General features: G+C 49.0%; 11 protein-coding genes. 4 read left to right on the top strand and 7 right to left on the bottom strand.

Translation table 11 applies throughout. The features are described 5' to 3' along the window. Positions 1 to 90: 90 nt before the first annotated feature. From truA to asd, 5 genes are all read right to left on the bottom strand, one after another. Positions 91 to 888, bottom strand: coding sequence for a tRNA pseudouridine(38-40) synthase TruA (gene truA, locus FTT89_RS10245; RefSeq protein WP_016659589.1), 798 nt, complete (start codon positions 886 to 888; stop codon positions 91 to 93). 18 nt (positions 889 to 906) lie between these two features. Then, positions 907 to 1,875 (bottom strand): asparaginase domain-containing protein, encoded by a 969-nt coding sequence (locus FTT89_RS10240; RefSeq protein WP_104472118.1) that lies wholly within the window; start codon positions 1,873 to 1,875, stop codon positions 907 to 909. Between the two features lie 46 nt (positions 1,876 to 1,921). Next, positions 1,922 to 3,358 carry a fimbrial protein FimV gene (locus tag FTT89_RS10235; protein WP_180006780.1) on the bottom strand — a complete coding sequence of 479 codons (1,437 nt, stop codon included), beginning with the start codon at positions 3,356 to 3,358 and terminating at the stop codon, positions 1,922 to 1,924. A 65-nt stretch (positions 3,359 to 3,423) separates the two neighbouring features. Then, complete coding sequence (locus FTT89_RS10230; RefSeq protein WP_171502416.1) at positions 3,424 to 4,836, bottom strand: FimV family protein; 1,413 nt, start codon at positions 4,834 to 4,836, stop codon at positions 3,424 to 3,426. 125 nt (positions 4,837 to 4,961) lie between these two features. After that, positions 4,962 to 6,080 (bottom strand): aspartate-semialdehyde dehydrogenase, encoded by a 1,119-nt coding sequence (gene asd, locus FTT89_RS10225; protein ID WP_005182074.1) that lies wholly within the window; start codon positions 6,078 to 6,080, stop codon positions 4,962 to 4,964. 194 nt (positions 6,081 to 6,274) lie between these two features. On the opposite strand from asd, the gene FTT89_RS10220 reads away from it, so the two are divergent. After that, a complete protein-coding gene (locus FTT89_RS10220; protein WP_016659584.1) occupies positions 6,275 to 7,402 on the top strand; it encodes an endonuclease/exonuclease/phosphatase family protein in 1,128 nt (375 codons plus the stop codon). A gap of 339 nt (positions 7,403 to 7,741) precedes the next feature. On the opposite strand, the gene lpxL is transcribed toward FTT89_RS10220, so the two are convergent. Both lpxL and FTT89_RS10210 read right to left on the bottom strand, forming a co-directional pair. After that, a complete protein-coding gene (gene lpxL / locus FTT89_RS10215) occupies positions 7,742 to 8,677 on the bottom strand; it encodes an LpxL/LpxP family Kdo(2)-lipid IV(A) lauroyl/palmitoleoyl acyltransferase (RefSeq protein WP_016659582.1) in 936 nt (311 codons plus the stop codon). Between the two features lie 100 nt (positions 8,678 to 8,777). Continuing rightward, positions 8,778 to 10,688: an ATP-binding cassette domain-containing protein gene (locus tag FTT89_RS10210; protein ID WP_075174964.1), complete on the bottom strand. Its 1,911-nt coding sequence runs from the start codon at positions 10,686 to 10,688 to the stop codon at positions 8,778 to 8,780. 35 nt (positions 10,689 to 10,723) lie between these two features. On the opposite strand from FTT89_RS10210, the gene FTT89_RS10205 reads away from it, so the two are divergent. From FTT89_RS10205 to FTT89_RS10195, 3 genes are all read left to right on the top strand, one after another. Next, positions 10,724 to 10,969 (top strand): SlyX family protein, encoded by a 246-nt coding sequence (locus FTT89_RS10205; RefSeq protein WP_005182087.1) that lies wholly within the window; start codon positions 10,724 to 10,726, stop codon positions 10,967 to 10,969. 220 nt (positions 10,970 to 11,189) lie between these two features. Beyond that, on the top strand, positions 11,190 to 12,212 hold the full coding sequence (locus FTT89_RS10200) for a hypothetical protein (protein ID WP_005182088.1): 1,023 nt from the start codon (positions 11,190 to 11,192) through the stop codon (positions 12,210 to 12,212). A 70-nt stretch (positions 12,213 to 12,282) separates the two neighbouring features. Then, on the top strand, positions 12,283 to 12,732 hold the full coding sequence (locus FTT89_RS10195; protein ID WP_005182089.1) for an ammonium transporter: 450 nt from the start codon (positions 12,283 to 12,285) through the stop codon (positions 12,730 to 12,732). Positions 12,733 to 12,748: the final 16 nt, after the last annotated feature.

Genomic DNA, 12,748 nt, shown 5'->3' with positions numbered 1-12,748 from the left:
TGCCGCTTGATGCAAGGGTGACTTTCGTTTTTAAAGCTTGGAGTGGCAAGAATGAAACCACTCCCTGAGTAAAAGGGGGGCGGAATACAATTATTCCGGCATATTCAGCCAATGCGGACCTAAAGGCACTTGAGGCAAGTCAAACTGCTCTGGATAGTGCGCCTGGATAAAGTACAGGCCATCGGGTGGGGCGGTAATGCCAGCCGCTTTACGATCCTGTGCGGCAAAAATTGTATCAATATGGTCAATATCATACATACCTTGGCCAATTTCCAGCAGACAGCCCATGATATTCCGCACCATATGATGCAGGAAACCATCGGCCTGAATATCGAGCACCAAATAATGCCCATGACGGATCAGGCGGCAATGGCTGACGGTACGGACCGGCTGATTGGACTGACAGGCTGCGGCACGAAAACTTTCAAAATTATGCGTGCCTTCAAACTTTTGCGCAGCGGCAATCATCTTGTCGACATCCAGCGCATAGTAGGCATGGGTGACCTGTTTATGCAGCAGGGCCGGGCGCTGTGGATGGTTATACACCACATAACGGTAGCGGCGCGCACAGGCCTTAAAGCGGGCATGAAAATCCATGTCCATAGCCTTAATCCACTGAATGGCAATGTCTTTGGGTAGCTGGCTATTGGCTCCCATCAGCCAGCCGCGTTCAGGGCGAATGGCTGCCGTGTCGAAATGTGCCACCATATTGGTGGCATGCACGCCGGCATCGGTACGGCCAGCGCCATGCAGGATAATCGGTTCATCGGCAATTTTGGAGAGGACCTTTTCCAGCGTTTCCTGCACGCTCGGGACGCCTGGTTGCTGGGTTTGCCAGCCCCGGTAGCGAATACCACAAAATTCAATCCCGACCGCAAAACGTTGCATATTCACCTCAAATTGGCCTTAGTCATACCAATGCTGTTGCCATTGTTCTCTGCGCGGGTATTGTAAATACATTTTTAATGCTTTTGCATACAGATCTGCATGTCCAAAGCCATCATTGACTAAAATTTTACTGTTCTGGATCCAGCTGCTGATCGCATAACGCTGATCCAATGGGCCAAATGGCACTTGGGTGGTCAGAATCACGGCACAATCTTGCGTCTGTAAGGACTGTAGCAACGTCAGGAGTGTTTCATTTACAGCCAGATTACCAGTACCAAAGCCTTGTAAAATCAGGCAATGCGGTGGCTGCTGGGCGATCAGTTTCAAATTGGCGAGCTGCTGCTCTAAACCAATCGGCTGCATCATCACACTCATGCAGTTGAAATGCTGTGCTTTGTCCAGATCTGCAGCCTGTACCAAGTAGGCGGCTTGTTCTTTTTGATGTAAAGCACTGCTGGCGGCCTGACCCTGAAAAGCATCTAATTCAGTGGTGTGGCATTTTAAGGCGCTGCGACCATGGAAACATTGATGATGAAACGCCAGATACACGCCAACCGGCAATTGCAGCACCGATTCCAGGGCGAAATTCAGGTTATCCAGCGCATCGCTGAAGTCACGGGTGTTCTGTCCATCTATGGTCAGCAGTGGATACTGGCTGCCAGTCAGCACTACATGTGCAGACTGCGCGATAAAGTGTGCCAGCACGGCACTGGCATAGCTTAAAGTATCGGTGCCATGAATGACGACAAAATGCTGAAACTGTTGTAACTGCAGCTGCTGGATAAACTGCACCAGACGTAACCAGTCGGTCGCGGTACAGCGGCTGCTGTCCTGAATCACCGGCGCCACAAAACATTCTACCGATAGATGCAGCGGTAGCACATGACGCAGCTGGGGAAGAAACTGCTTTGCAGGCATGGGGCTGAGTGGCTCGCCGACACAGCCAAAGGTACCGCCCATATAAATTAATGCAATTTTTTTCATCATAAAAAAAGCAGCCAAGGATGACTGCTTTATCTTAGTGAGATTTGCTTCAAGAAGCTATTTGATTGAGTAACTGCGTGGCGTGTTGCTGCTGCGCTGCAGAATAGTTTGCTTCTTTTTCTGCCAGCAGGGCACGGGCCGCATCATAGGCACCCAGCTCAATATATTGCTGAGCCAGCTCCAGATTCAGCTGGATTTCATTGACTTCGGCCAGTTCAGGGAAGGACTGAATCAGTGGATCATGCGGATCAACCGCGGTTGCCGCCACGGCAGCCATAGCGGGCTCTTCAACCATTGATGCTTCAGGCGCTGCTGCTGGTGTCGCTTCAATGGTTGGTGCGCTATCTAGGTCAAACTGGAATAGCGGTGCAGTGTCTACTGGTGCGGTAACTGCAGGCTCTACCGGCTGTTCAGCCACCGGTGTAGGACTGATCGAGAAATCAAAATTAAAGTCTGATTTTTCTTCCGCAGGTGGGGTGGTGACGGCCGGTGTGGTCGCAGGTGCGGCTTCAGTTGTAGTCTTTTCCAGCTCAAACGAGAAATCCAGTGCCTGAGGTTCTTGTGCAGCCGGAGTTACTGGCTCAACCGGTGTTACCGGTGCAGCTTGGGTTGGTGTTGGTTCCAGCTCAAACGAGAAATCTAATGCCTGAGGTTCCTGCGCTGCTGCTGGAGCCGGTTCGATCGGTGTAGCTGCTTGTGTGCCGGCAGCCGAGTCAAAAGACAGATTAAATTCAAGAGGTTGAACTTCTTCTGCTTTTGCTGGCGCAGGGGTGTTAACAGGCTCAGCCGGAGTACTTGGGGTAAATTCCAGATCTGCTACCGGAGCACTTTCGGTTTTTGCGACTGGCGTTTCGGTTTTGAGTGACTGTTGTAACTGGTCAAATGACGTGCTGGCTGTGCTTGAATTGCTGGATTGAATCAGTGCATCAAAATCCGCAGGGGTTTGTGTTTTTGCGCTAACTGGTGTTTCAGAAAACGCTGCAGTAGTTGGCGCTGCAGAGGCCGGTGTTTCTTCTTTGGTTTGAGAGGCTTTCTGGGCTTCGATTCTGGCTTCAGCCTGAACCAGAATATCTTCCAATCCCAGATTTTTCAGATGATCCAGCAATTGGCGGGTGGCAAATTCATCTTTTTGGGTCAGATGCACATCCAGTAACAGCAGATACAGCTCATGCAACGACGGGTCGCGTTTCAGGGCCTGATTAATCTGCGCTTCGGCCGAGAAAAAGTTACGGTCACGAATCTGGGTTTCAATGGTCTGGCGTAAATCTGCCGGAAGTGGTGTGCTTCCTTGTGGTTCGGCAACAGGCTCGGCCACTACAGTGCTTTTAACCGTAGTTTTTTTCGTAGTGGTGCTTTTTTTGGCCTTGGTTTTACTGGCTGCAGCCGGTTTTTTTGCTGCTGGTTCGGATTCTTTATTGGCTTCACGCTTTTTTAACACCAGCGCGATGACCAGTAACAAAATAAATGGAATCACATAAATCAGCATGTTGCTACCCCTTAGGCAGAGAGGAATAAACCATCTCTCCTGAAAAAATCATGTTGAGTAATACGTTAGAGTTTTGGCTTATTTTCGGCTTGTTGCTTTTTCAACTGTTGTTGCAATTCAGCAAGACGCGCATTGAGTAATTGAATTCTTTGATCCTTCTGACTTAATGCCAATTCTAACTGTGTTACGTTTCTCTGTAATTTAACGGTTTTCTCACGCGCTGTCATAACTTTTAGTGACAACTCTTCTGAGGTTTGCGCGCTTTGTGTGTTCTTTTTGGCAGAACCTTGGGCAGAATCTTGCTGATTTTCTGCCACCAGACTCATTTCGGCCTGACTGATCCGGTATTTGGCCTTGCCAGACTGGCGTGAAGGCTGGGTTGCCGGGATTGGCACGGTCTTTTTCGCGGCTTTTTGCCCGCTGCTGACGGCCTGTAAATTCAAGGTTGCACCGCGGCGTAAACGGTTGGCATCGCCCTGAATAAAGGCATGTTCATTGTGGGCTTTAATCTGCTGCATCACTTCGCCGACCGGCTGCTGGTTCTCTGCGGCAATACGTGAGGCAATGGCCCATAGCGATTCATTGGATTGCACCACATGCCGTGCTGTGGTTGATGCTGGCGCAGATGGAGCAGGTGCTTTGGGTGCTGTAACTGGTGCCGGCTTTGCCGGTGCTTGCTGTTGCTGAGCTTTTAACTGCTCGGCATATTTCTTGACCAGTGGATCTGCTGAAACCGGAGCAGCTGTATTTACGGCAGCTGTGTTGCCCGCGTTATGTGTAGAGGCCGGTTGAGCTGATGTCGCCGAAGTCGATGGCGTAACCGCTGACACAGGGCTTGCAGCCGGCTGTGCTGCTGCGCTGACAGCTGGTGTGGTTGATGGACTTAAAGCCGGTGGCGGGCTGGCTTGAATCGCTAGGGGTGCTTCTACACTGCGCGTGGTGCTGGCAGATGCCGTGGCTGTGGTATAGGCGGTACTGGTCGGCAAGTTTAAGGCAATGTCCCGTTCATTCACGACCATGACCGGTGTTAGTGGCTGCTCTTTCGGTTGCAACTGCGCGCGTTGTTCTGCCAGGGTACTACGTTTTAGTGAGGTTTTAATATGCTGTAAACGCGTGGCCGAGCCTTCACGAATTTTGACCACAATATTCAGTTCGGTATCGGTCAGTGGCCGAGAAGAGGTAATGGTAATCACCCCGTTGCCGGCACCATCACGTCGGGTAAAGAAATTTAAATGACCCGGTGGACGATGGCTGGCACCAATGGCCATCAAGTCTTCTGCCGAGGCCAGACTGACTTCAATTGGCGCATTGACATTGGACTGACGGAAGTTCATTTCAGCATACAGCAATTCCCCAGGTGCTGACTGAATCTGAACAGGATCGACATTAATCGCATGAATATGTTGTGAGGCAAGAATAGCTAAAATCGCGATCTTTAATTTGTTATATACGGTCATCTTAATCGTTAGCTCGGTCATTTATCGCATAGCGAAAAGAATAGATTAGCGAGTTGTAAGTCGATTGTAAAATATTTACAGGCTAGTTACATAAAAAGCCGATCTTTTCAGATCGGCTTTTTGTAATTTACTTTTGCTTAAAAGGCTTACGCGTTTTTATAGTCAATTAAGATGCGTAGCATACGGCGTAATGGTTCTGCCGCACCCCAAAGCAACTGGTCACCGACGGTGAACGCGCCCAGGTATTCTTTACCCATGTTCAGCTTGCGTAAACGGCCCACAGGAACAGTTAAGGTACCGGTTACTGCAACAGGGGTTAAATCTGTCATAGAGGCTTCACGGGTATTTGGTACCACTTTCGACCAGTCATTGGCGCTGGCGATGATATCTTCGATTTCATCCAGAGGTACATCTTTACGCAGTTTCAGGGTAAGGGCCTGAGAGTGACAACGCATGGCACCAATACGGACACAGTGACCATCAATTGGTACGATTTGCTGGTTGCCTAAAATCTTGTTGGTTTCAGACTGACCTTTCCATTCTTCTTTCGACTGGCCATTTTCCAGCTGTTTGTCGATGTATGGAATTAAAGAGCCAGCAAGCGGTACACCAAAGTTGGCTGACGGGAAACCTTCGCCACGTTGCAGTTCAGCAATTTTAGAGTCGATGTCCAGAATTGGAGAACGTGGGTCATCTAGCAGTTCTTTGGTGTTGTTATACAGGTAGCCCATACCGGTGATCAGTTCACGCATGTTTTGCGCGCCTGCACCAGAAGCAGCCTGATAAGTCATCGAGGTTGCCCATTCCACCAGATTGTTCTGGAACAGACCGCCTAAGCCCATCAACATGAGTGAAACCGTACAGTTACCGCCCACAAATGTTTTGGTGCCTTTCACCAGACCGTCTTTAATCACGTTCATGTTCACCGGATCAAGTACGATAATTGCTTCATCATCCATACGCAGGGTAGATGCTGCATCAATCCAGTAACCGTTCCAGCCTTCAGCTTTCAGTTTCGGGAACACGTCTGAGGTATAGTCGCCACCTTGACAGGTAATAATGACATCCATTTGCTTCAGACTGTTAATGTCCGTTGCATCCATAAGTGCTGGGGCAGTTTTACCGCCAAACGCTGGTGCTTCACCACCGGCATTACTGGTAGAGAAATAAAATGGCTCAAAATGAGCAAAATCATTCTCTTCAACCATACGTTGCATAAGGACGGAACCTACCATCCCGCGCCAACCGACCAGACCTACTTTCATGTCACTTTGCCTCGGTGCGTAAAAAAACAAAAAGGAGTATGAGTGTATCAAAAGGGGACACAACTGCAAGCTCTACATAATCAAAACATCATTATTATTGAGTGAAATAACTTGTTTGTGTTACATACAAAATTGATAACGTTAGATTTCTATTTAAAAAAAACGAGAAAAATGAACTTTCTAAGTAGGTGCATATGATTTGGGTGGAAATGCTGGCCATTTTCGTCATCTGGATCAGCTTCTGGTCGCTGATTCCGCGGGATGAATGGTGGTTTCGAGGTGCCGATTTTCCCAGATTGCAGGTTCTGGTGCTGGGGATTGTGGCCTTTGTGCTGATGCTGCTGTGGGATGCGGCCTGGGATACGCCGCGCTATGTGATTTTAACCGGTCTGATTGCCGCTCTGGCGTACCAGCTGAAAATGGTGCTGCCTTATACCTTTATCTGGAAAAAGCAGGTCAAAAAGGTCAAGCCGGAGCAGCTGAACCCTGATCAGCAAATTTCGTTAATGGTCTCCAATGTGCTGACCACCAACCAGAAATATCACCTGCTCATTGCTGAAATCCGGAAATACCAGCCCGATTTGGTACTGACGCTGGAAACCGATACGGTCTGGCAGCAGCAGCTGGCGGTGATTGAACCGGATTATCCTTATCGCGTGCCGGTGCCGCTGGACAATTTATATGGCATGCATCTCTATAGCCGCCTGCCCTTAAAAGAGACTGAAGTGAAATTTATCCTTAGCGATGAAATTCCGTCAATTCATACCACGGTCATCTTGCGTTCAGGCCAGCCGGTGCAGCTGTATTGTCTGCATCCAAAACCGCCGAGTCCGACTGAAGCCAAAGATTCGACCCTGCGTGATGCCGAGCTATTAATTGTCGGCGATCAGATTAAAGATCTGGATGAAAGCTGTATTGTGATGGGCGACCTGAATGATGTGGCCTGGTCCCGCACCACACGTCTGTTTCAGCGCATCAGTGGCCTGCTGGACCCGCGCGTCGGCCGGCATTATGTCAATACTTTCCATGCAGATTATCCCTTATTGCGCTGGTCGCTGGACCATGTGTTTCACAGTACCGATTTTGCCTTGGTGGAGATGAAGCGTTTGCCACATATGGGCTCAGATCATTTTCCGGTCTATGTGGTGTTACAGACCGGTCGGGTGTTTGAGCACATTCAGGAAGAGCTGGAACAGACTGAAGCCGATGAAGAAGAAGCGCAGGAGGCGATTCAGGAAGGCATTGAAAAAGCCGAGCGGGAAGAAAAAATCGTGACCGATGATTTGGCTCAGGATTATAAGCAGGGCAGCAAGACGCCATGAAATTTGAGGAAAAGTGTAAGAAATGGCTTACACAGATTTAGGCCGATGGCCAATAGCTGAAACCGAGCAAGCTGCGTATTCTAAGCATATCGGCAGATGGAGTTGGGAAAGGAGAGTCCCGTTAAGGAAGTTGAAGCCGGTGGATTGTCATCATGGAGATGATGCAGGAATGGAAAGCCAGAGATAACAACAAAAAAGTTTTGAAAGCACAACCTCATAAGCCCGAGTTTTGCAGGATGCAGAACTCGGGTTTAACTTTATGGGCTGTCGTGTCCTGGTATTTTGATCAGCATATGGTATTTGACTCGCAGAAAGATTGGCTTAATACAGCTGTATTGCTTAGTACAGCTGCTCATAGCCTTGTGGACGGGTCTTAAAACGGCGATGAAACCACATATATTGAGTCGGCGCGATGCGCAGCTGACGTTCAATAATCAAATTAACACGCGTCGCATCATCGACTTCATCCTCACTTGGTAAACGCTCAACCGGTGGCTCAATCAAGACATGATATTTCGGATTTTTAAGATCACCATGGCGGTAGAAATACAGCGGAATTGCGGCGGCTTTGGTCATTTTCAGTAAACGACGATGCGCAGTCACGGTGGCTGCCGGCACGCCAAAGAATGGCGCCATTACGCCTTGTTTCAGGCCAAAATCCTGATCCGGACTGTACCAGATGGCATGGCCATTTTTCAGGTTGCGTACCAGACCACGCATATCATCATGGTCAATCTGATGGGCATAAATGGTGGCCCGGCAGCGGTAAATCAGCATATCTAACAGCGGATTGTTCTGCGGACGATAGACCACATCAGGTTCAAAATACTGGGCACATAAATAGCCGCCAGCATCAAGCAGGGTCGAGTGGGTGCCCAGCAACAAGACGCCTTTGCCTTCCGCTTGCGCCTGCTGAATATATTCCAGACCTTCAATACTGACCCGGCCCTGGAACCATTTCGGGCTATACCAGGCATTTAGGGTTTCAAATACGCCAATCATCTGGTCAACAAAAACCTGGCGCGCGTTGTCCTGCACCTCTTGCGCAGACCATTCTGGAAAGCAAAGCTCCAGATTGCGGACAGTGGTTTTACGGCGTGAATGCAGATAGCGAAACGCCAGCTGGCCCAGCCACTGGCCTAAACGGTACTGAATGGCCCACGGCAAGATTGCCAAAATCATCAGGAAGATAATACCGATCCAGATGCTCCAGTATTTCGGTAGCAGAAAGGACCATTGAAATTCACCAGGTTGATAATCTTGCGGTTGCGGCATAGTGACGTTTTAAAATGAAGGTTAAATGCAGTGTAGCATGAACGATTTTGAAGATAAAAAGCATCTGCCGCTGTCCGGCAGATGCTGTGAAGCGGGTGAATTAACCGCCTTTGCTCATATTTTCCAGCTCATCCCAGCGTTCCAGTTTTTCCAGCAGGATTTCTTCAATTTCTGCCAGACGCTGCGAGGCTTGGGTTGCAGCTTCGGCATCGGATACAAACCAGGAACCATCAGCCAGTTTCTCTGACAGTTCAGCCTGTTCTGTTTCCAGCGCTTCAATTTCAGCCGGCAGCTGGTCCAGCTCACGCTGATCTTTATAGCTGAGTTTCTTTTTCACAGGCGCCGGAGCAGCTTCTACTTTTGCTGCTTCTGCCTTGGCCTGGGCCTTTTTCACCGCCATTTTCTGGTCAACCACGGTTTGATCCGGACGCTGCTGTAAATAGTCCTGATAGCCGCCGACATATTCTTCAATATGGCCTTTGCCATCAAACACCCAGGTCGAGGTGACCACGTTGTCCATAAAGGCACGGTCATGCGAAATCAGCAGCAAGGTGCCTTTGTATTCAGCCAGCATTTCTTCCAGTAGTTCCAGCGTGACCATATCCAGATCGTTGGTCGGCTCATCCATCACAATTAAATTGGATGGTTTCAGCAAGAGTTTGGCCAGTAGCACGCGGTTACGTTCACCACCGGACAAGGCTTTGACCGGGGTACGCGCACGTTCCGGGTTAAACAGGAAGTCTTGCAGATAGCTGTAGATATGACGGCGCTGTCCATTGACATCAACAAAGTCGGAACCTTCAGAAACGTTGTCCTTGACCGATTTTTCCAAATCGAGCTGGTTACGCAGCTGATCAAAATAGGCAATTTCCAGTTGGGTGCCAATTTTAACGGTACCGCTGTGTTCCACTTCATCCAAAATGGCTTTAATCAGGGTGGTTTTACCGACCCCGTTATCTCCGACCAGACCAATCCGGTCGCCACGCATGACAATGGCCGAGAAGTCTTTGATTAGCGGCTTGCCATCATAGCTGACGCCCAGATGCTCAATATCAAAGACCAGTTTGCCTGAACGCGCAGCTTCCTGTACCCCCATGTTGACTTTGCCTTGTTGGAAGCGACGCGCTTTGGATTCTTCGCGTAAGGCTTTCAGGGCACGAACACGACCTTCGTTGCGGGTACGACGCGCTTTAATACCCTGACGGATCCAGGCTTCTTCTTCGGCCAGTTTTTTCTCAAACAGGGCATTCTGTTTTTCTTCTGCTTCCAGCTGCTGGGCTTTGAGATCCAGATAGCGTGAATAGTTGCCTTCATAACTGCGCAGAATCCCGCGATCCAGTTCGACAATACGGGTCGCCAGACTGTCAACAAAGGTCCGGTCGTGCGAAATAAACAATAAGGTCAGGTTGTTCTGATCGAGCAGGAATTTTTCCAGCCATTCGATACTTTCAACATCTAAATGGTTAGTCGGCTCATCCAGTAACAGGATGTCCGGTTGGGTCAGCAGGGCACGGGCCAGCAGCACGCGGCGTTTACGGCCACCGGAAAGATCTGCCAGATCGGCATTCGGGTCCAGCCCCATTTTGCTTAAAATAGAGTTGACCTTGTTTTCCAGTGCCCAGCCATCAAGCTGATCCAGTTTGTGTTGCAGTTCACCCATGCGCTCGCAGGCGGCCATATCGCCCAGTACGCAGGCATCATTGGCGGCATGATAGGCACGCAGGACCTCTGCTGCTTCACCGGCACCATCGGCGACAATATCGGCAACCTTGCCCGAATCCATCGGGACATCCTGGGTGAGCATGGACACGGTTAAGCCATTTTGAATCGAGACTTCACCGGCATCGGGCAGTAAGCTTCCTTCAATCAGTTTAAGTAAGGTAGACTTACCTTCACCATTACGGCCGATCAAACACACTCGTTCGCCACGTTCAAGAGTAAAGTTCGCGCCGTCGAGCAGGGCGGGTCCACCAAACGCGAGTTGGACATCCCTTAGGGTAATATAGGCCATAGTGTTTCCTGAAAAATCTCAAATGAGGATTTAAAATGACTAAACAACAAAATCTAAATGATCAGGCGTCATTTTCCGCACCCATTGAAGATTTGCAAGTCCGAATTGCATTTTTAGATGATTTAGTTGAACAGCTGAATGAGCAGGTGACTAAACAGAATCTGGAAATTGCCGACCTCAAGAAACAAATGCAGCTGCTTTATCAACGGGTTGAGTCAGCTGACCTGTCTGAAGGCATTGCTCCCTTCGATCCGCTGACCAATATTCCGCCGCATTATTAATCCGTCAATTGCTAGAACATTCCGCACAATCTATTGATAAACCCGCAGCCTGAATGCGGGTTTATTTTAAGGTATCCATATAAAGAAGATACTGGTAGATCGGTTTAGCTCCAGCCGCTTTTGAGGCAGCGATCACAGCGCCGCAATAAAAAAATTTGACCTTTATCTCACTTCCGGCTCTAATGCCCACTTTCGGCTCTCAGATCCTTTATTTTTTGTCATGACCCAGAAAGTTGTACTTTTAGATCTTGAACAGAATATGCCTACGGCACAACTGCTGCGCGATATTCTGCAGCATTATTCGACACTCTACCTGTTTAACTGTGCCGGACGCTTTGAGTACGCGCTGGATGACCTGACTGAACTGGCCAGCTGGATGAATAGCGCTCAGGTGGTGGTACTGGACACCCCAGAAGCACCGCATAAAGAGTTTGAATATGCCGTGGTGGTCGGGCAGTTAATGGCATTACTTGAGCCAGATAGCCATGTCGAAATTATTTCGGCCCAGGACAGCAGCGATATTCTGGTGCAGATGCTACAGGCCTCGAATATCAGTGCCCATCTGATTTTGATTCAGCCAGAAGATGCGGCGCAGCCACTTCATACGCCAAAATACAGCTTGCCGAGTATTGCCACCATCCAGCAAAAACCGTATTTGCAACTGGTCAAAAAATACTGTGATGCTCTGGCAAAAATGAGTGGTAAACCGAATACGGTCGAGAAGCTGAAAAACTCTCTCAGCAATATTTTGCAGGTGGTGCCGGAAAAAGCCCAGCGTCTGGTCGGTTTGTTAATTAATCTGAAAATTATCAAGCGTTATGATGAGCAAATTGCCTTTCGCAAGAAGGTGCTGAAACAGTGGATTCAGCTGGATTTAAATGCCTCTGCTGAAAAAACACCGGTGGCCAGCAGTTTGGATCAGGCCTTAAAACAGTTACAGTCGACAGAAAGCGGAGCTGCTCCTGTTATTGAACAGGACTCTGTCGCCGCGCCGATTCAAAGTGCGCAGCAGCCGCTGTTTAAAAACTTTGACCAGATTGATCCGGTACAGCTGGAAGTGGCGCGTAAACTGCGCGAACTGAAAGCCGATAAACCCAAAGATATTTATGCCTTGCGTGACCTGTTAGAACAGATGTTTCCCCAGTCCGACGTGCGGTTATTGCTCAAGGAACTGCTGGAAAAAGGCTATATCTACTGGAACGGGCATGAAGTGGTCTATAGCCACGAAATGTTCCTGAATTAATTTTATCGTGCAAACTTGCGTTTTATATGGCGCTTATGCAACTCTAATAAAAGAACATAAAGGTTGAGCTATGGAAAATACTGGAATTTGGGTGGCACTGGCCATCATCATTTTTGTGCTGGGCTCGATTTTTGGTTTGCGTGTCAGTCCAAGAGAAAAAGCCCTCGGCCTGATGCGTGAAAAAGCCCGCAAGATGGGCCTGCATCCGCGTCTGGTGGCTGCGCCGGACTGGACCAAAATTCCGATGGCCACAGAAAGCCGTGCCAGTATGGTGGCCTATTATAGCGTACTGATTCCAGAGGCCCGCTTGCCGTTAATGCGCGCCCGGGTGGTCGATCAGCAGCTTGAACTGGTGCATGGTGAGGAAAAATTTAATCATACACCCGTTGCATTAAAGGGCATTTATGCTATTGATATGCAGGCAAACTGTGTAGGACTCTATTGGGATGAAGAAGCTGATCTGAAAGCCACCCAACTGGATGACATCAAGGCATATTTACATTCTTTGGCTGAACTTTAATTTAAAACATTTTCAC

This window comes from Acinetobacter sp. YH01025 (genome assembly GCF_013420185.1).
In the GTDB taxonomy this organism is placed as follows: Bacteria; Pseudomonadota; Gammaproteobacteria; order Pseudomonadales; family Moraxellaceae; genus Acinetobacter; species Acinetobacter indicus.
This window is presented reverse-complemented; position numbering and strand designations above follow the sequence as displayed.